Genomic DNA, 25,674 nt, shown 5'->3' with positions numbered 1-25,674 from the left:
GGCGCAGAAGGATCACTTACCTTAACAGGAATTGTGACACTGACTCTCTCCCCGTAAACGTCTTGTACTATCGCAGTTACATTAACGTTACCAATAGCAACAGGTGTTAATGTTAAGACTCCATTATTCAGAAGAATATCTACAATTCCAGGAGTGTGGTAAGTTGCATTCGTTACGTTAAGTTTATCCTGATCCAGATCCGTTGCCAAATCAGAAACACTGATAGTACTCGATCCCCCGCCAATTGTTAACGTCTTAGTAGTCACACTATTAGCTACAGGAACATGATTTGCCGCTGGTACGTCGATTAGAACATGATCGCTTTCAGCAAACGAGTGACCTTCAAATCCTACCAAAGCAACATAATACTCATTACCGTCCTGGAAACCTCCAGTCAATCGAAAACCATTGTCATTGTTATTGTGCGGTTCAAACCCTACCAATTGATTTCCATTAAAAAATTGAACGTGCATATTCGCAGCAATGGAATTCAAGTATACATCATCTTCTGCAGTAGAGCGGTTTACTACCTTGGACACTACTACCGGACTTAGACTAAGCACCGTTTGAGGCACGCGCACACTTTCGGACTTGCCCGTTTCCGTGATTGTTACATAGATCGTGCTAAGCGAACCAAAATCATTCTCGATCTTAACTATTGTCGGTTCTGATACTGTCGCACTCTTCCTAATCGTAGAACCGATCACAACGCCTCCAGTTGCTGCATCATATACTTTCACAGTTGCGTTAACAGGTACAGTAAGTGTGGAAGTACTCTCGTTGTTCATAATAGCAACTTCATCAATGCGATTATACAAGTGACCAGTAAAAATAAAGTCTGCTTTAAGCGCAGTGCTTTGTGCAACTGTCCCGCCTGACCCACCGCTACTAGATCCACCACCGCCGCCACCAGTAGACGTAGACGGGTTATTAACAGTAGTGCCATCCTTCTGTGGACCGTCAATTGTGTCCGGTTTTTTGTTGAAGGATGAGCCTTTTGCACCGTCGTTAATAGTCGCTTTCTCTACCTTACCATCTCCGAGAACTTTAACGATTGCATCCAACACAAGCGTTACAATTTTGGCATCTTTACTCAAATTGATCGAAGAATCCCCAGCGTCTTTGCTCACATCGAACTTTTTGATAGACCCGCTTGGAACTTCAACGACAATCGATTTAGCGAAAACTTCTACATCCTCAAAATCTCCGACCATCGTGACTTTGGAGTCTTTTGGAAGTTCAGCACCTAAATCTACGTTGTTAAACCCGCTGCCTGTAACGCCCGATTCTTCTATCTTCGTGCTGGATTGTACGGTTACATGCTGGACAGTTGTAGAACCTTCGGCAACGATACGAACACTACCGTCCTTCTTGTTGACGATAACAGTGACGAGCACCGTATTTTTGAAGTGAACGGAGTTCTCTCCCCCGCCTTTAACTGTTGTAGAACCTTTAACTGTTACACCATCCAAGAACGCATCGCCGCTACCGATTCCTTCGGCGAACAGCAGGTTCCCGGTGATGGTCACATTTCTAAGAGTAACACCAGGGGCTGAAATGACTACGTCGCCTTCGATTGTCTGGGTTCCGCTTTCTGGACCAAAAGTTCCAGCTTTATCGTAAACAGTTGCTTTAGCCGCTAAAGCGCGATCGATGGTTACTACAGCTTCAGCACGAGTAATGGAGGCCGCAGGGCGATAAGATCCATCATCATAGCCGTTAATTATGGCTTTCTCAGACAACGCTGCAATCGCATGCTTACTCCAAAGAGCAATTTTCTGGGAGTCAGCAAATTTGCCTAGTGCCTTCTCCGCATCGGAAGCAGTCAAATTAAGCAGTTTCGCGATAATGCTGGCAGCTTCCTGACGGCTGATCTCATTGCCAGAACGAATCGTCCCGTCTTCATAACCGCTGATATAGCCCGCCTTAACAGCTTTACTGATTTCAGCATATTCCCAACCAGATTTATTAACGTCTTTGAACGTAACATCTGCTGCCGCAGTCAATCCAAACGCCCTATTGATAAACGCCATAAATTCTGCACGAGTTACGGTGTTGTTTGGTTTTACTTTTCCGTCCTCATAGCCTTGAATCCAGCTTTTACCTTGCCATTCATTCAACTGTTTGGCTGCCCAATGTCCACTGACATCCGACGGTGCTGCTGCGGCGGCTGTTCCAAGCATGGAAATCACCATACTGGAGCCCACTAATACTGGGAGCATCTTTTTCATCATTTTGTTCTTAGATTGATTCATGTTGTCCTCCTGGATCCATTTGTCTGAGTCTATAGTTGGGTATTTGGCGTAAGTTCAGCCATTCTTCCTCTCTGACTCTAAGTTGAGCTTAGTAATTAGAGATAAATATAATACGTCTAATTACCTACTCTTAGTAAGTAATATACGACAATTTCCACTATATACCTTTAAAAAACACCATTAAGTTACATAAAGATTGTATAAAGAATACATTAAGTCCTAAAAAAGCACTTTTTTTGTAAACATTCGAGAAACAATTTGATAGGAAAGACCACTTCATTTAGTTCTAAAGTAGCAAATTGACAGATGTGTGTAGCACAATCAAAAATGCAAAAAAAGCCATGGATCGCATCCATGGCTTTAAGTCAATTTCTCTTATCTGTTGAGCAAGCTCCCTACATAACGCAGCAGCTCATTGGCACATACAGGGCAATATCCGTGCTCATCAATCAATTGTTTTGTCACATCATTAATTTTCTTCAACTGCTTCTCATCCGGTGTCTTCGTGGAAGTCGTTATTTTCACGATATCTTTCAAATCAGCGAAGAGCTTCTTCTCAATCGCTTCACGCAGCCGCTCGTGGCTGCTGTAATCGAATTTGCGACCTTTACGGGAATAGGAGGAAATGCGGATCAGTATTTCTTCTCGGAATGCTTTCTTGGCATTTTCAGAAATGCCGATTTGCTCTTCAATGGAGCGCATCAGGCGCTCATCTGGATCCATTTCCTCACCGGTAAGCGGATCCTTGATTTTCCCCCAATTACAATAAGCCTCAATATTATCGAGATAGTTATCGAAAATGGTTCTGGCTGATTCTTCGAAGGAGTAAACGAACGCTTTCTGCACTTCTTTCTTGGCAATATCGTCGTATTCCTTGCGCGCCACGGAAATGAAATTGAGGAACCGTTCACGCTCATCTTTCGTAATCGACGGATGCTGATCCAAACCATCTTTCAGAGCACGCAGGACATCTAGTGCGTTAATGCACTGAAGATCTTGGCGAATCAATGCACTTGAAATTCGGTTGATGACATAACGCGGATCGATGCCGCTCATACCTTCTTCTTGGTATTCATTTTGCATTTCTTTGAGGTCAGCTTCTTTGTAACCTTCCACAACTTCACCATCATACATACGCATTTTCTTGACTAAATCCATCCCTTGCTTCTTCGTTTCCTTCAAGCGGGTAAGAATGGAGAAAATCGCAGCAACTCTGAGCGCGTGCGGAGCAATATGAATGTGAGACATATCACTCTGTCCGATGAGCTTGTAGTAAATTTTTTCTTCATCCGATACCCGAAGGTTATACGGAATTGGCATAACAATCATCCGCGATTGCAAAGCCTCATTTTTCTTGTTCGCAATAAAAGATTTATACTCGGTTTCATTCGTATGCGCAATGATCAGCTCATCGGCGCTAATGAGAGCGAACCGTCCTGCCTTAAAGTTACCCTCTTGTGTGAGAGATAGTAAGTTCCAGAGGAATTTCTCGTCGCATTTCAGCATTTCCTGAAACTCCATAATACCCCGATTTGCCTTATTCAGCTCCCCGTCGAACCGGTATGCACGCGGATCGGATTCGGAACCAAACTCCGTGATGGTAGAGAAGTCTATACTTCCCGTCAAATCGGCAATATCCTGTGATTTCGGATCGGATGGACTGAACGTACCGATACCTACACGCGCTTCTTCTGAAACGAACACACGCTCAACATGAACATCTTCAATACAGCCGTTGTACTCGGTCTTTAAACGCATTTGGCAGGAAGGACACAAACTGCCTTCAATCTTTACGCCCAGTTCTCGCTCGATCTCGGGACGCAGCTCCATAGGGATCAAATGAAGTGGTTCCTCGTGCATCGGACAACCTTTAATCGCATAGACAGCCCCTAAGTCAGTTCTAGCAAATTGCTCCAGCCCTCTTTTAAGCATAGTCACAATGGTTGATTTACCACCGCTTACAGGACCCATCAGCAGTAATATCCGCTTACGAACATCCAATCGACGGGCAGCGGAATGGAAATATTCTTCCACCAGCTTCTCAACGGCTCGATCCAGGCCGAAAATCTCTTTGTTGAAGAATTTGTAGGATTTGTGCCCGACTTGGTCATTGATTCCTTGCGAAGCAATCATATCATAGACCCTTGAATGCGCTGTTCTCGCGAGTCCAGGATTTTTGCGAAGCAATTCTATGTACTCCGCGAACGTACCGGTCCAGCTCAATGAATCCTTCTCCGTACGATGCTCCGAAATTCTTTTGAATATGTCCATGGGTACCTCCTTTCACTGCTGCCTTTCTTATCTAGGTCAGCTCGTGATGGTGAATTGTGTACTACAATCCTATGCACTCATGGAGGATAACTTGCCCGAAATTTTTTAACTCTAATGGATTTCTCACTTTACTATTTTGGTTAACGTAATGGATTAGCCGTTGCGAATTCAACCATCAAAAGAATGACAATAACTGGAATTGAATGCCCGTCCATACAAGTCTCAACGATTATTTTCTATAAAGCTCATACGTTCTGCCAGCTTCAACATGAAACTCTACAACTGACTGCCCCCCACCTAAGGCGATATCTTCTCCCCCGCAGCGGACCAAAACCGCATGACGTGTACGGACTCTACATAAGCCAGCCTTCGCTGCGTGAATGACCGCTTGCGATAATTTCCCACCGGACCATTTGAGGTTAACAACGTATCCGCCGCGCCCCCTAAGTCCTCTCACTTCTCCCTCAGACCACACAGGCGGCAGCGCAGGAAGTAAGTTCAGCTCATCAGCATGGGATTGCAGCAGCATCTGGGCAATGCCCGCCGTGGCACCGAAATTCCCATCAATTTGAAAAGGAGGATGCGCATCAAAAAGATTGGGATACGTTGATTTCCGCAGCATGTGGCTCAAATGCGCATACGATTGTTCGCCATCTTCCAGTCTTGCATACATATTGACGATCCACGCACTGCTCCAACCCGTATGCCCGCCTCCGTTTTCCAATCTGCGCTGCAGTGTGGCTGCAGCTGCTTTGGCTAATTCCGGTGTGCGATGCGGATTGATTTGGGTTCCCGGATGCAGCGCAAACAACTGTGAAATATGCCGATGACCTGGATCATCTTCCTCATAGTCCTTCAACCACTCCATGATCTGTCCGTGTTTGCCAATCTGTGGCTTAGGCAGTCGCTCCAGCAGCGCGGAGAGCCGCTCATGAAGCTCACTATCGACCTGAAGGAGGAGGCTGCTCTGTTTACATGCCTCGAACAACTCACGGATGATCTGCGTATCCATAGAAGGTCCCATGGTCAGTGCTCCTCTGGTTCCATCCGCCAATACATACACGTTTTCTGGAGAGACAGAGGGTCCCGTGACAAGCTGTCCATCTGGCGATTCCACCAAATAATCAACGAAAAAAGCCGCAGCATCCTTTAAGATCGGGTAGGCTCTATGCCGCAAAAAATCCATATCTTCGGTAAAAACAAAATGCTCCCATACGTGCAGGCTTAGCCATGCAGCCCCCATCGGCCATATCACACATGTAGGAAACAACCCTTCAGGCCGTGTCTCTCCCCATAAGTTCGTGTTGTGATGAGCGACAAAGCCTGAGCAGCCATACAGCTCTCGCGCTGTTTGCCGGCCGCTGACCTGCATTCTTTCGATATGGTCGAACAGCGGTTCATGGCATTCCGATAATCCGCAAACCTCAGCTGGCCAATAATTCATTTGTGTATTGATATTAATCGTATATTTGGACTCCCATGGAGGCGTAAAGCTGTCGTTCCAAATGCCTTGAAGATTCGCGGGCAGACACCCTTGGCGGGAGCTGGCGATCAATAAATAACGGCCGTAATGAAAGTAAAGCTCCGTCAAACCGCTATCCACAGTTGATTGATCCCCTTGTAAAAGCTTCAACCGCTCGTCCGTTGGCAGATCGTCAAGCAGATCGTTTTCCGTCAAATTCAGACTGACCCGATTATACAATTCCTGATAGTCTTCGATATGCCGGCGTTCGATCTCGTCAGCGTTGAACCTATCGGCGCCATCAATTTGAAGCCTGCATGCTGCTAATGGATCAGGCTCTCGAAATGTGGTGGCTGCGGCAAGCACTAAAGTCACAGAGCTGGCCCCTTCCACAGACAGGAAGTCTCCTATCACGGACACATGACCATCCTGGGATTTCGCTTTCAACACGCAAGCATATTCGACACCATGCTTCCCGCATTCTCCGCCCATCCATATACTATCCGCCGATAATGCGCCAGATTCCCCTTCAAACGGTCTGCGATTCAGATTCGCTGAGAAATTAAGCTTACCTGGCTGATCGCACTCCAATCGAATCATCATCACTTGATCAGGGCAGCTGGCAAATATCGTACGACGGTAAGTGACCCCGTTGATCCTATAGCTTGTACGAACGATGGCTTGCTTCAAATCCAATTCTCGCCGATAATCCTCAACTTCGCCTTTCTGATCATGAAAATAAAGCCTTAGGTCTCCCAAAGGCTGATAAGGATTGTAATATTTAGGTGTGGAAAAGAGCGCCATTCGCGTTAATCGCGTAGCCTCCACGACGTTTCCGGCAAAAAGCAGCTCCCGGATTTCTTCTAAATATCTTGAACCATCGGGGTTGAGTCCATCTTTAGGACCTCCGTACCAGATGGAATCTTCATTTAACTGAATCCTTTCCTCTTGCACATGACCGAAAATCATCCCGCCTAGTCGACCGTTGCCGATCGGAAGCGCTTCTACCCACATCTTAGCAGGCTGAAGGTACCACAATTTCTCGCGATTGTTCAAGTTTATGCCCCCTATTCAAGATTTGGTTTATCAATATGTTTAGACGATGCAGGCATCAGCATGATCATTTTAGTTCCCTGGTCAACCATACTTTCAATCCTCAGTCCATAATTCTCCCCATAGACCATTTGAATTCGACGATGGACGTTCAGCACACCAATACCGCCTTTTTTACCCGCTTCATCTATTTCAGCATCTGCCAGTCTGTTTGTGCTCAACTTCTCTTGGAGCTGCGTAAGTTTTGTCTCCGATATCCCTGAACCATTATCCTCTACACTGATCCAGAAGATTCCGTCCTCTACCCCTCCGTCGATTCGGATGAAATGATAATCTTCCAATCCTTCCGGAAATGCATGCTGGAACACATTTTCGACTAGAGGCTGAAGAGTCAGTCGAACCATGACATGAAGCAAATATTCGGGCTTAATCGCAACATCAATCTCGAACTCCCGGCCAATTCTATGCCTCAGTACGACCAGATAATACAGAACGTGCTTCAACTCGTTCGCAACCGTTATTTCCTCCAGATTGGTTTGGACCGAGTATCGCAGCATATATGCAAGTGCCTTAACGATTTCGGATATCTCCTCTGAATCCTGGATTGTGGCATAGCAAATAATCGTCTCCAGTGTGTTGTACATAAAATGTGGATTGATTTGCAGCTGAAGAGATTGAAACTCAGCCTTCTGTCGCTCCATCCGAATTTCTGAATTGCTTAATTCGACCTGAACCACACGATCAACCGCTTCAGATAGCCGATTGACCATCACGTTATAGCGAACCATGAGTTCGACAATTTCGTCCCTGTGAGAGGGGAGTGGAATGGTTGCCCAATTTCCTTTTTCTGTCTCTCGCATCCCGGATTTAAGTAATTGAATCGGCTTCGTAATCGACCTACCGAATCTGTAGGCAAGCAGGATCGCTAATACCAGCGTAAATAATCCGACTACAAGCGTTGTCGAACGGATGTTAGCCACCGGTTTACGCAGTTCATGAAGCGGCATGGAGACAACAAGCTGCCAACCCGAATAATCAGATTTGCGGCTTAGATACATGCGCTGATCCCCCTCACTGCTGTCGACGAAGGATGAACTCCCAGCCTCTTGCAGCTTCTCTACGAACTCTTTCGGAACATCTGAACCGACATTTTTTCCATCTGGATGATAGATATAACGACCTTTTTCATCAATGATAAACAGGTACCCGTATTTACCTAAATCAATCCCTTTCCATAGAGCAGACAAATCAGCAGATCTCATCTCAATGGCGAGCAAGCCACTCAATTCAGGCGAGGTGAAGCCTCGAATACGACGGACTAACGTGAGCATTTGATTCTCTTGACCTTCAATAATGGTGTGGTTCAAAATACTCAATTTTCCGTCAGGCGTTGTATTGGCGAGAAAATATTCCCGCTGCTTCCGTTTATCCTCCACATTGAAGGATTGCTCGTTCACACCATTATAGTAATAGACCGCATTCAGCTTATCGCTGAGCAAATACACAGAAGCTAATTTAGGATTACGAATAAATAGCGGATCGACACTCGTTTCGAGAATCATTTTCCGATAGGTATAAAAGTCATATTCCTCCCGATTGGCCTTCAGATCAATAAACTCCATAACCTGTCTGTTCGTCAAAATAGAGACAATGGAGCGCTCATAGTCTTTCAAATACAGATCCGTATGATGAACCGCGTTTCCGACGATTTGATTCATTTGGTTCTCAACCATTTCCGCTAACTCATCGGAAGAAGTCATATAGGAGAAAATACCTACACTGCTAAGAGAAAGAATAATGACAATCAGAAAATAGACGAATAGCTTTTTCGTTAAACCTCTGATTTTCATTTGATACCGAGCCCTGCGCGATATTCAGAAGGCGAAACGCCAACAATTTTTTTGAAGGTTTTCGTAAAATGGGGGTAATCGTCATACCCGACACCTGCGGCTACATCCACGATTCGGACATAAGGGATAGCCAGCATTTCCTTCGCCTTCGTCATCCTTTTTTTGATCCGATACTGAACAAAGGTCTCATGCGTTACTTTTTTAAAAAGCGAGCTGAAATAAGTAGGTGTCAATCCGACCATCGCAGCAACTTGATCCAACGAAATGTCTTCTGACAACCTGCTGTCAATAAAGCCTTTGGCCTCTTCCATAGGATCTTTGAAGCTGCCGCTTCGAACGTCTTGAAGTCCTTTCGCCATTTGAAACAAACCCTTCTCAAACGCTTCGAGGGCTTCCTTCACACTATCCGCCTGCAAGTGAGCTTGCACGGAGGAAGGGGAATAATTGCGGCCTTGAAAGCGTTTGACAAGAAGCGCATTACAATCATCCAATAGCTCCTTAAGCTGGGCCAACGATAAATTGGCAGATAGGCAGTATTCACGCCAGCGGCTGATTAAGCTGCTTAGTTCCTCCATTTGCAAGGCCCATATTTGCTGTTCCATTTGATCGATCCACTCGATATAACGGGAAGGCGGCATATAGCTGCGTGATGGCTGTTTGATCAATTGATCCAGCATGCCATGCACATCCGATTTGGTAACCGGTTTCAGCATATAGTGCCGCACACCATAATTCATGCTTTTTTGGGCATATTCAAAGTCACTATAACCGGATATCACAACGGTCTTAATTTGAGGAAATTCCTCATGAATGATTCTACAGAGCTCCAATCCGTCCATTTTGGGCATGCGAACATCCGTCAACACAAGATCAGGTTCGCAGGCGCGAATCCGCTCTAAAGCAGCCACGCCGTTCTCTGCCGTCTGTATTTTCGTGAAAGAAGGTGCGTACATTTCCGCCATCTTGACCATTCCTCTGCGAATGACAGGTTCATCGTCTACAATCAGTACATGCATGTCCGGACCTCCCCTATGTTTCTCAGAATCGCTATCCAATTATGATAACTCACGGATATAAGTTCTACAACGGAAGGAATTACAAACGAGTTTGTGCGAAACGCCACGTGACAGAACTGAAAGATGTCGGTTCGCTGTCAATCCCTATGAGTTTCCCGGAGTAGACGCCAGCTGCATTTTGCGTGACTGCCGCTTTCCACCAACCGAACTTACCTCGTTCATAATCAAATGATTCCCCGTCATCATCGTACAGATTTCCTTCACCCATTCCATCACCGAAATGAACCAGTTCAAGCGGAACACGCGTGCCTAAGGGTGGGACATGCGATAGCGCAGGCATCATCGGAATGACAGACCCGCTTCTAACAAATACCGGAATTCGCTCCAAACCTGCTTGAACACGAATGATACATCCACCGGTATAACGTTCCCCTGTCTCTAATCCATACCAAATTCCTGATGGTAGTAGGACTTCCCGCTCAGACTCTCCCTCAACCAGTGGAGCTACTAACAATGCTTCGCCGAACATGTATTGGTCATCCCATTCTCTTACTTTTTTCTTGCCGTAAGCAGCATCTGTCGTATTCAAGGTTTGCTCAGCCGCTTCGGCATACATCGCCTCGGCTTCTGCGATTTCTGATGCGGACATAACAAAAGGCATTGCGCGGAAAGGAGGAATGCCTTGCTCACGGTAGGTGGCGAAAGCTGTATACAAATAAGGCAGCAATCTCATCCGCAGCTTGATATAATGGCGAACAGTTCCTTCCACTTCTGGGAAAGACCAAGGCTTCGTTCCATCTCCCCATGCATTCAGCATTGCGAGTGGCGAGAAACATACCGTTTGCATCCGCCGTACCCAATCTTCGGCATTTCGGGCTCTGCGAACCTCCGGTGTCCACAGCAGACCGCTGAAGGAGGAGTTGCATAGACCGCGAATAAATTGTTTATGATCATAGAGATCCGAATATAGGACATAAGGCATCGTTGAGGCTCCGGCATTCGAAGCTCTAACAAGCCCGTACGTTCTCCGATTTTTGCTGCGGAACAGTTCAGCCGTCATTTTTTGGAACATCAACCCGTACATTTGTCTCATCTGCTCGCCATCCAGACCAGATGGAAACTGAGCATGTCCTGGAAACATCCAAGAATTGTTGGTCAAGTCACTTCCGTCACATTCATCCAGCTTGTAACCGGATACTCCGATATTGACATGCTGCTCTTCATGCTGCTTCTTATAAAGCTCCACAGCTGCTGGCAGCGAATAATCCGGCGCAAGCCCGCCCCATACCGAATGACTCCCCGAAAGCGGCTTCAGTTCCTCGTACAGCTCACTCTTTGGCGATACGAAGGGATGCTCCCACAGGTTCACCCGAAACCCGCTTTGGTCCAAAGCCTTCACGAATTTTTCGGGCTCAGGGAATCGGCTTTTCTCCCATTCGTAACTGACTGGGTAGCTTTGGCTGTGCCAACCGGGTTCGAGCCCGATCACATCACAGGGAATATCGTGCTGGCGGAATTGCTCCGCTTCTTCAAGCACTTGCTGATCCGTATACAGCGTCGGAACTCGGTGCCAGAAGCCAAGTCCCCACTTCGGAGGCAATGTGCCGCCACCGCAGAATAAATTATACCTAGCCACCACATCTGAAAGGGATGGGCCGCCAAACAAATACACGTCTGCACCTTCGACAGGAATCCGGATCTCCACCCGCGATGCGACTAGTGTTGCCTTCCATCCCTTATCGGTGTTGCGATCACGAATATCCTCACTTGGCGTTTCCTCCTGCCTCATGGTTGACCCGCAGTACAGCGTAACTATCCGTGAAGTATCCACCAAAACGCCATACCCGAGATCGCTTACGTAAAAAGGCACAGGAGCATGCGTCTCACCCGTATCCTGCTTGGGATCGCTGTTCACACGTAAATAACGGTTTCTTCCCCGTTGATTCATTCTTAATAACTGAAGGCCTGTCCCGTATAGCTTTTCAGTTCGATCAAGCGGAATAGACAGAATGAGACAGCCATTTGCTTCCTCGAGCTGAATACTTTCCCAGGCAAAAGGCGGCTGTACCTGCGGCATTTGCTGCAGGGCCTCGGTTTTCGGCGAAACGCCCATCAATGAGAGCGGTGTAATTCCTTGCGGTTCTCCAATCGTAAGGCGCCATACGCCTGGCGCCGATTGTTGCCAATTCGTTATTTGCATGCTAGTTTCCCCATTCATCTATAGAGTTGGAACCTCAATGGCTTTCGTTTGACCGGATTCACTTGCCAGCTTCGTGTAATGAACAAGTGCTTGGGTTTTCAAATAGTCCCTGCCGCTTGTCTCCGCTTCGCGACCCTCCTGAAGCGATGCCAAAAACTCAGCCAGTGTATCTGTTTCATCTACACCACTCATATCATCGACGAGTAAGACCTCTCCGTCCCGAATTAGGCGGATTTCCTTATCGATGACTTCCATAGCCCCTTTGGTTCCTTCAATTCTCCAATTGCCGCTCCACGGTGTTTCTGTCCCTCTTGCAGCGATGGAGGCATTGTAGGCAGCTGTGATTCCATTATCCATTTCAAGGAAGGCATAAGCATTGATAATAGCCCCTTCCTCCTCCCAGGCGCCAATTGGATTGTACAGCTTGGCCTGCACCGATTTCCCCTCTCTTCCGGTTAAATAACGGAGCATATCCAAGTGATGTACACCAATGTCATCCAGGATACTAACGGTATATCTCCGCTGCACATGGTGGTACCTGTAGAACTGTATATCCAGCGTGGAAAGCGTGCCAATTGCACCCTCGTCTATTAGCTGTTTCATTTTACGAATATAAGGCATCCTGCGGTAATTTTCTGCGATCATAAAAGGGATGTTTTCCCGAGCAGCTCGAGCCACGACCTCAATGGATTCATCATAATCAAAGGAAATCGGTTTTTCACACAAAACAGCCAGCTTACGGTCAAACGCCGCATGGTTCACAGCAGTGTGCATCATCGGCGATGTTACATTGACCAGAAAATCCGCCTGTTCGTTTTGCAAAGCTTCTTCTAATGACGTATAGAAAGGGAATGGATCATCCTTCATCTTCTCTTTCATGGCCATATCAACCTCAACAACGGCTGCTAATAATCCTTGATCTCTTAGACGTTTACACCAACTGAACCCAGCAGATCCCAAACCAACCAGTATAGCTTTCATATGTAAACTACCTCCCTAAGGCTTCAACGGAATAACCATATTCCAAGTATTCTCTGCGTTACGAAATCCCCCGGATCCGTCGGCAACTGCAGCGAACAGATGCGTCGGTTTCCCATCATGAAATAACAGAAAAGGCCGTTCAAGATTGCCCATCGTTTGCTCCGTTCCATCGTCCCAAAGAACCGTACGTGAATAAGCCTTTGGCGTCTCAGATAATTGCCATTTCAGCCCATCCTGAGAAACAGCATGAATGCCTCCATGCCTTTCCCCGCAAAGTGTTCCTTCCATATCCTTGGCTAACAGCTCATACCCTTTCGCCGTCTTCCAGATGAAAGGATCCTCGATATGAAATTGATCCGGCGGAAAAATGGGCTCCTCTGTTAATACACGATAAGGTCCTTGATAGCTATCTGCTGCGGCGGCCCCAATCGTCATCTTCCCATGAAGATTACCTTCATATTGACGGGCTTTGTAGACAAGCAGCACGGAACCGTCTTCCTGTAAGCAAGGTGCCGGATTGGAGGTCAAGTAGCTATCGAACCGGTTTGGTCGCACGGGGAGTATCGGGCTCTCGCTTCTTTCCCAAGGCCCAAAAACACTGTTCGCCATAGCGAGACCTACTCGTTTATTAGAACGTGCTACGATGCATCGCGGGTCTTCCAACCCGAATCCATCACCAGCGACCACATCAGGCAGCGGGTGTGTAGAACCCATATAGTAGAGAAGATACTTATCTCCGAATTTGGTGATATGTGGATTATGTGTGCTGCGCCCGTCCCAATACTGGGCTCCTCTAGCAGGCAAAACGACCTCTTGAAAGGTATACGGCCCCTCCGGGGTATCCGAAACCGCTCGCACTATTTCTGAAGCAACCAGCCAACCAGGATGCATAGGCAGCGATTTAGGCCAACGAGAAGCAAACATATGATAGCGTTCATCCTCTCCCCGAATAACCGAACCGCACCATACCCAATAACCTTCCATTCGAAATCCGCCTTCGCGAGGCGCGGGCAGCATACGTTCTGCGATACTTTCCATTCAGACACTCACCTCTCCATCGATTTGTTGCCTTCATTATAGAAATTAATTCGCTCTAGCAGTAAGGATAAAATTAAGATATGTATGTATTTTTTTACGATTTATCATAGGGAAAGACATCCTTCGGCAGAATACTCTGCATGAAGGATGCCCTTTTCTAATGGCAGCTTATTTATTAATATCGATCATAATCGCGCCTTGCTTCTTGTTCCAGCGCTCAGTCGCTTCTTTAATAATTTCGTTGCCGCCTTTGGCTTTATACTCTTCGATCACCTTCGGCCAATCGGTGATTGGTTCTTTGCCGTAAATCATTTTGATCATGTGATCGATAATGATTTTCGGACCTACATCAGGCTGAGGTGCTGCAAGATCCGGAAACTTAGCGAAGCTGCTCAAATCAGGATAAAATCCGATACCAGCCAACCCTTCCTTCGATAGAACCTCATCGAATGCTTTCAAGGTCGCTTTACCATCTTCGTTCAGCAGAAGTCTCGGTTTATTGTAAGTGGAGTCATGTACCGCCCACATCGTTCCGCTGCGGAAACCTTCTTCATCTGTTTCTTCCTTCGTCGTCGGGAATTTATAAGTAATTTTGCCGCTGCTGTCCTTGGTGTAGGTATCGCCTTCAATTCCGAAGGTGAAGAAGGTTTCAGCTTCCTGAGAAACCATCCAATCAAACATTTTAATAATTCCCGCAGCTGTTTCTTGCTTCACATTTTTATTAACGAAGAAGGAACGAATGACAGGTGCATAATAGAAATATCCGCCCTTTCCTTCCGGTCCTTTAGGTGAAGGAATAATATCAATTTTTGCTCCTGGAACAGCTTGTTGGGCCTTCGTACGGTAACCTGGTAATCCAGAAGCATTTTGCGACCAGATTCCCGCTTTACCCGACTCAATGCTTTTCGTAAAATCGGTAGAAGTGATGGTTGCGAATTCCTTTGGAATCAAACCTTCGTCATACATCATTTTATATGTGGTGAGTGCCTTTTGAACATTTTCTACATCGAAAAATTTCGGGACTACTTGACCATTTACCAGCTCAAATTGATCCTTATAAGGCAAAACATCGAAAGCTCCTAAGATAACGTCCGCATACTTGAAGTTTTCTCTCATTTGATATGGATTCTCTACACCCATCTTCTTAAATGCCCGCAGCACATTCAGAAACTCGTCTACGGTTTTAGGAGCTTGAAGCCCGGCCTTCTCCAGTAAATCCGTACGAATGTACGTGGAACGACGGGATGGATTGCTCAAAAATTCAGGAACGCCATAAATCTTCCCTTCATACGAAACACTATCCCAAGCTGCTTTGGGTACCACTTTTAACAAATTCGGCCCATTCTGCTTCAAAAGCTCGTCCAGCGGCATGAAAACACCGTTCTCTACAGAACCGGACATCGACTTACTGCCTGGACCACCGATACTGCCAACAACATCGGGAATATCGTTACTTGCGAACATAACGCCGAATTTGGCATCCTCCACAACCTTAACGTCCAAATCCGTATTCGTTAACTCCTCAAGCTTCAATATCCATTTATCCTTGTTCAAATCAGGTACTCGAGTATGGTATCCCGTACTGACAGTCGTTGGATAAAGCATCGAGAACTTAACTGGTGCTTTCTTCACGTTACCCGATGGCTGTGGTGAAGCATTTCCCGCTACCTTTCCATCCGAGGAACATGCGGTTAAAGCAGAAGCTGTCATCATAACAGCCAGGGTAAGACTGATAGTTTTTTTCATATAAACACCCCTTCTTTCCATTTCAAAAATTGCAAGCGGTTTCACGACTCTGTATGTATCATAACGAAAAGTTGTCGTTTCCTGTATGTATAAATTTAAGACGCCATGTCATTTTATACGATTAAAGACAGCCGTTTCTGAACATCAAATACAGATAAACAGCTGGTCAAATCCATGGATGAGTGATTTCGGACATATAAGCTGCTAATCTGAGGATCGCGAGGAACGAGGATTGTTTGGCTACTTGGCAGAAGGAGCGGCTATAGTGGGGAATGGGAATTACACGAAATGGACGGTAGAGCTGTTTACGGGCTACTTGTGCTTAGGAACGGGCTTGGCTCATCAGCAAAACTCTAACGAAAAATAAAAAACTGCCCACTCACGGGGCAGTTTTTTATCGACTTACTATTACTGTTTGAATTGTTTTTTGCAATTTACGAAATCATCAAGATTTCACTGAACCTACCATCATCCCTTGGATAAAGTGCTTTTGTAGGAACGGATATACACAAAGGATGGGGATCGTAGCCACGACAATAACCGCCATCTTAATCCCTTCCGGTGAAAGTAATAACATTAATTCCGAAGAAACGTCCGATTGCCCCATTTGATCTGTAAATACAATTTCTCTTAGCCGCACTTGCAGCGGAATCCAATTGCGATGATCGATATAAAACACAGCCTCGGCATAACGGTTCCAATGACCCACCGCATACATGATGCCCATCGTAGCCATGGCAGGTTTAGATAGAGGCAGTACAATATTCCACAATATCCGAAACTCGCCGCACCCGTCAATTCTTGCCGAATCCAGCAGCTCCGTAGGTAGGTTTAGGAAGAATGAACGCATAACGAATAAATTAAAAGAGCTAATAGCCATAGGAAGCATTAATGCCCAAAGCGTATTAAGAAGCCCTAATTGCTTCACTAACAAATAGTTTGGAATTAACGGCGCGCTGAAAATAAGGGTAAACAGCACCATCACCAGAATGGATTTACGGAACAAATATTCAGGTCTAGATAAAGGATAAGCTAGCGTTGTAGTCATAAATAGGTTGATCAAGGTTCCAAAAACCGTAATAATAACACTATTTCGAAACCCAAGCCATATCGTCGGGTCCTGTAAAATAAGTTTATAGCTTCCCAGTGTGAAGCCAACTGGCCACAACGATACTTTCCCCGCATTAATGGCAGCGTTATTACTTAGGGACTGTGCAATAATGTGAATAAGGGGAAGCACCATGCTCAATCCGAGGATACCTAACAAAATGATATTGAGTAAATTAAAAATTTTATGGCCTCTTGTCATAATCATAGCGATTCACCTCCGGTCTCCTTCCGTATCAGTACAAACCTTCCCCGGTCATCTTTTTACTAAACGTATTACTGATCATGATCAACATAAGACCCACAACCGACTTGAACAACCCGATGGCGGTCGTGTAGCTATATTGCCGATCAACAAGACCTGCCCGGTACACAAATGTATCGATAATCTCCCCATTCTCATTATTAAGCGGGTTAAGAAATACAAAGACACGTTCGAAACCGAAATCGAGAAAATTACCAATTTGCAGCAGGAATAGAATAACAATCGTTGGTAGAATACTCGGAATCGTGATGCTAAACACTTGACGAATCCGACTGGCTCCATCAATTTGTGCAGCTTCATACAGATCGGGATTAATCCCAGCAATCGCAGCCAAATAGATGATGGTGCCCCAACCGCTATCCTTCCACACCCCAGAACTGATTAGAATGGTTCGAATATACGTATTTTCCCCTAAGAAATAAATAGGTTCGACACCAAATAAGGACAGCAAATGATTGACGATTCCCGTGGATGGCGATAATACCCCTACGACAACTCCGCCTACAATAACCCATGACAGGAAATGCGGCATATAGACCACGGTTTGAACAATCCGCTTATACATCATCACTCGCACTTCATTGATGAGAAGAGCCAGAATAATCGGAACTGGGAAAGCGAAGCACATATCGTAAATACCGATTAATATCGTATTTTTGAGAATCTGAAGGAAATCTGTATACTCGAACATTCGTTGAAAATTTTCTAAACCTACCCATTTACTTCCTTTAATGCCTTTGAAAATGTTGTAGTTTTGAAACGCAATGACGGAACCGAACAACGGGATATATTTAAAAAGTAAGAAATAAATAATTCCCGGTAATGAGATCACATAGATCGGCCAATGTTTTCGTACAAAAGCCCATTTCTGACTCTGCGATGAGAAATCGTAAACGATTCGATCGGATGGCTGAATTTTACTGGCCATGTTGTCCTCCCCTTCTTGCATGCTGCATCAATTTGACTTCTTCATCTTACTAGGGTTGTCTGGAGGTAGCGATGGTGAAACTTATAGCGCTTTGTGTTTTTTTACGATCGGAAAAACAGGATCAATGAGCGACTCCATAGCGCTTAGCTGCACTGCTGTACAGCCAATTCTCTGCAACAAATAAGGCCGTGTCGTAATCAATCCAACCTGCTTCGACTTGCCCCCACAGGAAATCGCTCACAATCCGTTTGACAAGCAAAATCTTGCCGTAGCTCCACTCCATACAGCGGGCATCAGATACGATGAGCGAGCTTTTGATTGCCGGAAGCGCTTCTAACCGGTATTGCATACTATCTCGGTACGTGCTCGTCCGAAAGTTAAACCACCAATGTCCGCCCACATGAACATTCGGAAAATTCCATGCCGCTTGCACGATATCCAGATTGTTAAGCTCCGAGGCCACCACAAGCTCGAATGTACAGGCATAAGCTTCAAACAAGGCAGATAGCTTCAAGATACGGGCTGGGTCATTAACCGGGGTGGCTGTTCCACACCATGAACGTTCCACGCCGAGAAACAACTGAACGAGAAGTCCCCTCTGCTCAGCAGCGGCACCTAACTCGTGTAGAAGCATCATTAATATCTCATCCTTCGTGCTGCCTTGCCCGATCACAACCTTGCGGTTCGCTCTGGCTTCATAGCTTGGCAATGTGGTCATGATGCCCACGTAACCGGCTTCCTTGTATGTGTCCAATAGCTGAGTCAGTTTCTCACGCGCTTGAGCGAATGCTGCAGCCGGGTCATGCGACAGCTCAACTTCTTTCACCCACCCGCCCAATTTCCCGTCGATTCGCGGGATCAGTATGGCGTTCTCTCGCATGCCTTGGAACTCTGCATGCTCGGGTATATTCACGACGAACCTACGAACGTTCATTCGATCTGCAACTTCTTGCGCCCATGTGACGCTTTGCGCGGTCTGTTTGACTGCAGCGTCGGCTTTCAATACTGAGGCAGCGTCGCTTATCACAATGCCATATAGATTTTTGAAAATTTGGGTCAACACCACATTCATCATCGTGTTTTTTGAACCATGGTAAGCTTCCAAAAAGGCAGCAATTCGTATATCCTCCGGGAGCTCCATGGCATTCGCCGGATAACCCGCAGCCTGCAGCTCTCGAAACAACCAGAAATAATGCGCAATCTCCCAGAAGTCGCTAGCACAGAGACGATCCCCCACAAGGTGGGTGTGAGTATCCAAAACAGGCAGCTGCATGATACGTTCCTCAAACGATTCCTTACCGTGTTTCATCTCCATATTCATTCCTTTTCCTCCTCCTGTACCAACTATGTCCTGATGGTACAATGGTTGGTCTATCTGTTCCATGGGATAACTTCCGCTGGGTTGTGATTTTTTATGATGTCCTCCGGTCATGAGACAAAAAAAATAAACCGCCACAAAGGCGGTCTATTACATAGTCCGTTTTATCTTATTTATACGACCCTACTATTCACAAGAGCTTTCACTTACGCCTCTTCTAGCTATGCAAACCTCCTACCAATCGTGGGCAATGTCGATATGGTCCAACCGGGATTTGGATCAGGCTGGTTATTCCTCGCGAAGCCATTTTGTAGATCTCATCGCACAATCTGGCATCAAATCCTAGAAGTGGATGTCCCCCTATCCCGATAGCGGATGCTGCCAACAGTAAACGCTGAACGAGCATCCCCGCTTCCATCTGCTGGATGCGGTACCCCCTATACCCCAGGGCATTTAAGAGATGCTCCTTGTCCCCTGCCACATGAAAGCATAACGGAACTTGAAACAAGTTCACGTTGTCGGAAGGCATTCCCTGCTGCAGCCTGAGCCGATGATCTCCATGACGTACCGGGCGTAACGTATGAGCAGCGCTGTCATAATGGTATGCGCCGTCCGGAATGCCCTCAATGCTATACAAACAGACGTACAGTGAGACTCGTGAAACGGGGTTCTCATGTGCTCCATCCAAATCATTCCGATACCTGAAGGAAGCCGTTGCCTCCTGCAGCAGCAAGGCCAACTGTTCTTGGCTTACCTTGCCCATTACAAAATCACCATCCGGTGAAAACCGCTGTCGACTTACTGACGCGAGATCATACAACAGCCGCTTCACGCGGGGCAGAGCCACCGCTTGATCCTCGCAGTGAACGCTCTTATCTTCCCCAATTCGCCGTAACGGCCTAAGCGATTCCAATAGTGATGCTTCGTTCATCTTGATAAGCATCGGAAACTCCTTGACCCTCCGGGACCGGACGTAGTGATCATGCTCAACCGCCCTCAACTCCCTGCATAATTCGGTGGCGGAGACACCCCCCTCTCCCTCATCCCTATTGGCAAACCAAGGAGTCGCAGGCTCCACCGACAGCGGAATCACCGCATACACGCTTTCCTCTTGTTCGGATACCCCGAGAAGATCATTCACGGCCCGATCAAGAAACTGGAAATACACCCCTGACTCAAAGCCAAACCGTTTTGCCACTTCCAAGAGCTGCCCGATCATCGCACCTGCATCCAGTCCTTGTAGGCGATAGGAAAAGTTATTGTATTTAAAGAAGTTTTTCCAAAACAGGGTCGACACAAAAACAGCACCAAAGCAAGCCGAAACGTCACAGCGATTGCCAAGAGCCCGGGCTAAATATGAATCGAAGTCTCCTTCGCGCAGCAACACCAAACGATGGTGTGCCACATCATAATGATATACCCCTGCCTGCAAATCCTCTAGCTTCAGATACACGTATAATTCATTCGGATATAAGGCTCCCCCTGAGGGAGCAAACCGCCGGTACAACTGCAGGAGACCCATGTTTTGTACCATGGAATTCGAGGCAGGGACTGACTGGGACAATTGAGTGAGCCCGAATATGTACCAGAGAAAATGGCCCATTCGACGAAGGTTGGGTTTCACAGGCGCTTCACCGCCTTCAAGCGTCAGCGGTACTTCCGGAGATAACGGAACCACAGGCAAGCCGCGGTAGAGCTTATACGCAAGCGGTCGATCCTCCCAATCCACCACCAAGTCCGGTGGTTTGGTCTTGTCAATGTCATAATGCAGATTGTGCAGAAACACCTTCAGACTCATCCTTCTCCCTCCTGATATGAACAAGGTTGTCAACCACGCCACGTTTCTATATTTGATACCATAGCTTAAAATAGTTGGCACGAAGGCATCATTCGTCGACGGTTGGCAGTCTGATATGCGTGGCTTAACACCCTATGGAAACGGATGCGGATACGGATTGAGATGTTCTAGCCTCAGCGGCTGCTTCGCATATCCGAGTTCCACCGGTACCCTCAACACCCGCTCCAACCCTGCCACGCGAGTAAAGTGATGGCCGAATGTCATCGGCAGCATCCCTGGGATCAGTACTTTCACGCAATGCAGTCCATTTCGAAGGATTTCAGGCGCTGTCAGATCCACCACGATGACATCGAGATTCAATCGGCGGAACGCCTTAAGAATGTCATTCAGATCGTCCGTTAAATCAGCATGCCTTGCCTCCCGCTTGAATTCCTCTTCAAACGTTCGCAACGGGCGATTTTCATCCAGCAGAAATTGAAGGCGCTCCTGCGCTTGCGGCAAACCGTACAGCAGTGAATGATCCTCCATCTGCTGCACCAGAGAGGAATCGTGAAACATCCGAACATACTCTTCCCGGTTCGCCTCAAATTTCTTATCCAGATTCAGTACCATGCCGGCCAATTCGTGAACCGCACCTTTCACTGCCCGTACCGGATCAGGATGAGCTCCGGCTGCACAGATGAGATTCACTCCTGTTTGTTTCCTGTTTTTCGCCACCCCCCAAACGCTTGGAATCCCGTTCTCCATCGTCGAGTTAAAGAAATACACATCAAACCCCGCCACGGCCCGCAAACGTTCGATCATCAACTGCAATTCTCTGTCATTAGCTGAAGAAAGGTCAAGGCGTGGGAGAGACATCTGTGCATACCAAGCCATTAGAAACGAATCTCGCTCCACTACTTCCAATATGCCGTAAAAAATGGCCTCCTCCAAACTTCCTCCTAACGCACATCCGTTGGAAGACTCGAACACGAAACCATGCCCGCAGCCCATGCTGTAATAGGCGAGCTGCTCCGGAACCAGAATCGGACGATCTTGCAAAAACGAATAGCCCCATACCCAATCGATTGGGTGATCAGGATTGAATGTTGTGAACGGAAACCCCGGCCGAGCATATTGTTCCTTCGTGTGTACCCCTACCTTGACGGGGTCGAGCGCTTGATCTTTCAGATTGCGGAAGCTGCCATGGACTACCGTCCTTTTGCCTCGGGGTGCTAGACCGCAGTATCGCTCCAATCCCTCCAAAATAGCGGTCAATTCGCTCGCCGCATAGGAATGAGTCCGACCTGCCGTTCCCACGTCCTCCGTAAATAACGGCAGATTCACACTTACATCGGCAAATGGCGACGCAAGGTCAACCATTTTCCCATTCAAAAATCCGGTCCGATAATCCAGATAGTCTCTGGCCAAGACTTTATTCAGGTCATCCATCGGCCTGGAGCGGTAACTGTCTGAGCTGATCTTCGGACTTGGTTGCAGCGAAATGTGGGCTGCTGTCGATGAGTCGTCAGGCAATCGACTACAAACCGGACACAGCGGGTCTGGGAGAAAGAAATGAAGTGTGCTCTCCAGCGTTTTCAGGTTGATCAAAAACAACTTCCCTACCGAGTGAACCGGATTGCCTTGTATCATCCTCCGTGCCTCCGCCACCAGCAGGTGAGCCACCTGCAAAAGTCCTGTACGCGACGCCCAGGCATCACTCGGCATTCCCCCATGTGCCACCAGCCTCATCTGCAGCTTCCGCATCTCCTTGCGCTCGCGTCCCGCCATGAGACGCCGCGTGTCTGCACACTGGGAACATCCGCTTGTACCCGGACTTACCAGAGGCCCGATCACGCCCTCGCCAAATGAAACGAAGCCGCGCAACCAAGGGATGCCGGCTGGCTGCAGCAGCTCTTCCGCCTTTTGATGAACGTAAGGATGCCAAGCATCGTGCAGCACCAGAACCAAGTCCACTGCTTCCGGCACTCCCACCTCGAAATCGATCTGACGTACGACCTCAAATTGGGCTGATAGTTCTTCGTACACGCTGTCCGCCAAGACCCCATCTCCCACAATCATAACGACAGCGCTCACCGATATCCCTCCTCTCGCAGTAACACGCCAAACACTCCTGCCATTTCCTCTTTCAAAAACGGTTCTACTGCCAGATCGAAGACCAAGAGCCGTTTACGATTCTGTTCCAAGACCTTCAAGGCGGATTGCAGAACCTCCGATTTTGACGTCATTTCACATGAGGGGATCTCAAGGCTAATCGGCAACTGTTCTGCCGGACGCACGGACGAGACCTTCAACACTTGCGAAGTGAAGCAAGCCGGTTGGTTTTGTACCTCCAACAAAGCCCGTTGCAAAGCATCTCTTAACGCCAGGGTCACATTCAAGCCTACACCGCCATACCAGCGATCACTCGTACCGACCCACACCACAGGGAATCCGGACACTTCCTCCCCCAAGCCAATCATCGGTGACCCCTTCATCGTCGTCAAAGCCTGCAAATAAAACTGGCAGTGTTTATCTTCTATCGCAGACAACTGTACTCGAAAGACAGAGGGCAACTGAGACGCCTGTTGCTTGCCCAGTACCTCGGCTAAACACCTTTGCAACCCTCGGCCAATGCCTTCCGCAACCGTTTCTCCCGCTCCAACGCCGATAAATTCCTGCGGTTCTATCCTGCTTCCCTTTGCTTTCTGATTGGAGGGAGATGTTGAAACGAGCAAGCTTGCCATCCGCGACACATACGCTTCAATCCCGGTCAGCCCTGCTTCCCGCCGTGCTCCCTCATGCGTCAAATCGGTACAAACGATGTCTTGCAGCAGCCCAGCCGGCCCTTCCGATAGCGGATCGACTGCCTGAACGCGACACTGAGAGAGTGGTAGCTGCTTTAAGTCTCCCTCCTCCCAAATATGGAAAATCCCTGATTCCGCCGATGTCAACTGGCCGAAGTAAGGAAGCAATCCGTTCTCACTTTTGCTTGATCTCTGTTCGAGCTGCAGATCGAAATCGTTTGTCCACCTAGCTGCTGTACGTCCGGTCACGAGCGGATGGGGCATGAACGAATGCCATTTTCCTTCCAAAGTCTCCAAATTAAGCAGATAAAATGGATTGCTTTGTTCCGAATCGTTCACTCCCGTAATCTTTTTTAGTAATTCAAACACAATCACATTCGCTAACATCGCTCCTGCTGTAGAAGAAAAGGTGTGCAGCTGGGGGTCTTTACATATCGCGGATTCGTGTATGCTGCGCCACGCTGACTCCCAGCATCCCTCAAAGTCCGAATGCACAAGCGGACCCGCTAGACCCACCTGCTGCAGACATACAGCGGGAAGAAACACCTTTTTCTCCTCCCTGCAAACCGCATGAAGAACCCGCAGTTCCTCGATATCACCCTCTCGTGACACAAATAAAATCGAATCAAACGGCCTCACAGCCTCCCGCCAACTACTAACCCCTTCCTTCTGCAGGGTAACCTCCTCTATGGCCACCTCGGGGTCCGTTTTACGGGCATGTGCCGCCAGTTCTAGCATCCGTTGCCGATCGGTCGGTTCTGAGCCCGAGACCAGCACGTGAATCGTGGGCAATCCGGATTCAAGCAGCGCAGAAATTGCTGAGATCAAGAATGGGCCAGAGCCGACCGTCAATACTTTAGCCTGACGATAGGACTGAAACCGGTATTCACCCGAATCAACGAAATTGTTCAAAAATTCAATTTGAGAAGCATACTTTTTGAGAACTTCTTCCGGTAATTGATGTGGCGTGTCTTGGCTCACATCCCGAACAAAGCCATTCCGATACAACATTTCTGCAATTCCATATACCTGGTTCTGGTGTTGGTCAGGCAATCCGTCTGTCAAATCCTCCAACCTATGCTCCCCGTTGAATATCGGTATCAGTTTTTCAATCCACTGATCGATCAATTCGCCTTCCATGCGGAACGAGCTTACATTGTTTCGAAAATATACACTACCGTTTGGATCAGGGAGAAAAAACGTATCCCTCTTCACCTTCAGTCGCATCGAAGGGTTCAAATTTGTCATTTTTTTCCTCCTCCGTAAGCTTTCTCAATCTGCCCTAACTCTTCACAAGTAATCTTATGTACAGCTATTTGTCCCTCATGTCTTATTCTTTAAGGGAAATACACGCCTTAAATAGACATGGGAAAAACCCCTGTGCTGCTGCAGGGGCTTACAGGTCTTTCTTGAGATACAAAAATTTATATGCTTAGGTTAGGGACATATCAAGGAAATTCTCCTGCTAATTTTACGTTAGCAGAGGAAATGAGTCACTTAACTGGAAAACCTCCATCTAATTCGGCACTAGATCCGCAAATGATACAAGTCTGAAGGAATTAACAGGAGGGTTTCCAGATAATTGGTTGAAAGGTGATCG

15 protein-coding genes are annotated in these 25,674 nt (G+C 47.1%); all 15 read right to left on the bottom strand.

Annotation, left to right across the window (positions count from 1 at the left end; genetic code table 11):
* Positions 1-2,255, bottom strand: a 2,255-nt coding sequence (locus GC098_RS27245; protein ID WP_171646338.1) for an S-layer homology domain-containing protein, incomplete at its 3' end; no start/stop codon positions are given.
* 375 nt (positions 2,256-2,630) lie between these two features.
* Positions 2,631-4,526: an ATP-dependent protease PrkA gene (locus GC098_RS27240; RefSeq protein ID WP_171646337.1), complete on the bottom strand. Its 1,896-nt coding sequence runs from the start codon at positions 4,524-4,526 to the stop codon at positions 2,631-2,633.
* Between the two features lie 229 nt (positions 4,527-4,755).
* A complete protein-coding gene (locus tag GC098_RS27235) occupies positions 4,756-7,044 on the bottom strand; it encodes a glycoside hydrolase family 95 protein (protein WP_246359005.1) in 2,289 nt (762 codons plus the stop codon).
* A gap of 11 nt (positions 7,045-7,055) precedes the next feature.
* The gene (locus tag GC098_RS27230; protein ID WP_171646336.1) at positions 7,056-8,891 is read right to left on the bottom strand and encodes a cache domain-containing sensor histidine kinase; all 1,836 of its coding nucleotides are present in this window, start codon (positions 8,889-8,891) and stop codon (positions 7,056-7,058) included.
* Entirely contained in the window at positions 8,888-9,907 is a 1,020-nt protein-coding gene (locus GC098_RS27225; protein ID WP_171646335.1) for a response regulator transcription factor, read from the bottom strand. The genes GC098_RS27230 and GC098_RS27225 overlap by 4 nt, the downstream gene beginning before the upstream one ends.
* Before the next feature lie 79 nt (positions 9,908-9,986).
* Positions 9,987-12,107 (bottom strand): TIM-barrel domain-containing protein, encoded by a 2,121-nt coding sequence (locus tag GC098_RS27220; RefSeq protein WP_171646334.1) that lies wholly within the window; start codon positions 12,105-12,107, stop codon positions 9,987-9,989.
* A gap of 18 nt (positions 12,108-12,125) precedes the next feature.
* A complete protein-coding gene (locus GC098_RS27215) occupies positions 12,126-13,088 on the bottom strand; it encodes a Gfo/Idh/MocA family protein (protein ID WP_171646333.1) in 963 nt (320 codons plus the stop codon).
* A gap of 15 nt (positions 13,089-13,103) precedes the next feature.
* Positions 13,104-14,126: a glycoside hydrolase family protein gene (locus tag GC098_RS27210; RefSeq protein WP_171646332.1), complete on the bottom strand. Its 1,023-nt coding sequence runs from the start codon at positions 14,124-14,126 to the stop codon at positions 13,104-13,106.
* A gap of 168 nt (positions 14,127-14,294) precedes the next feature.
* Positions 14,295-15,872, bottom strand: coding sequence for a type 2 periplasmic-binding domain-containing protein (locus GC098_RS27205; protein ID WP_171646331.1), 1,578 nt, complete (start codon positions 15,870-15,872; stop codon positions 14,295-14,297).
* Between the two features lie 445 nt (positions 15,873-16,317).
* Complete coding sequence (locus tag GC098_RS27200; protein WP_171646330.1) at positions 16,318-17,187, bottom strand: carbohydrate ABC transporter permease; 870 nt, start codon at positions 17,185-17,187, stop codon at positions 16,318-16,320.
* Positions 17,188-17,215: 28 nt separating this feature from the next.
* The gene (locus tag GC098_RS27195; protein WP_171646329.1) at positions 17,216-18,172 is read right to left on the bottom strand and encodes an ABC transporter permease; all 957 of its coding nucleotides are present in this window, start codon (positions 18,170-18,172) and stop codon (positions 17,216-17,218) included.
* Between the two features lie 121 nt (positions 18,173-18,293).
* The gene (locus GC098_RS27190) at positions 18,294-19,493 is read right to left on the bottom strand and encodes a glucuronate isomerase (protein ID WP_171646328.1); all 1,200 of its coding nucleotides are present in this window, start codon (positions 19,491-19,493) and stop codon (positions 18,294-18,296) included.
* A 214-nt stretch (positions 19,494-19,707) separates the two neighbouring features.
* A complete protein-coding gene (locus GC098_RS27185) occupies positions 19,708-21,288 on the bottom strand; it encodes a SagB family peptide dehydrogenase (protein WP_171646327.1) in 1,581 nt (526 codons plus the stop codon).
* A 132-nt stretch (positions 21,289-21,420) separates the two neighbouring features.
* On the bottom strand, positions 21,421-23,364 hold the full coding sequence (locus tag GC098_RS27180) for a TOMM precursor leader peptide-binding protein (protein ID WP_171646326.1): 1,944 nt from the start codon (positions 23,362-23,364) through the stop codon (positions 21,421-21,423).
* On the bottom strand, positions 23,361-25,322 hold the full coding sequence (locus GC098_RS27175; RefSeq protein WP_171646325.1) for a putative thiazole-containing bacteriocin maturation protein: 1,962 nt from the start codon (positions 25,320-25,322) through the stop codon (positions 23,361-23,363). The genes GC098_RS27180 and GC098_RS27175 overlap by 4 nt, the downstream gene beginning before the upstream one ends.
* Between the last annotated feature and the right edge of the window lie 352 nt (positions 25,323-25,674).

It is taken from the genome of Paenibacillus phytorum (assembly GCF_013141715.1).
Taxonomy (GTDB): domain Bacteria; phylum Bacillota; class Bacilli; order Paenibacillales; family NBRC-103111; genus Paenibacillus_E; species Paenibacillus_E phytorum.
The sequence above is the reverse complement of the archived record's forward strand: the minus strand, read 5'-3'. Positions and strand labels throughout refer to the sequence as shown.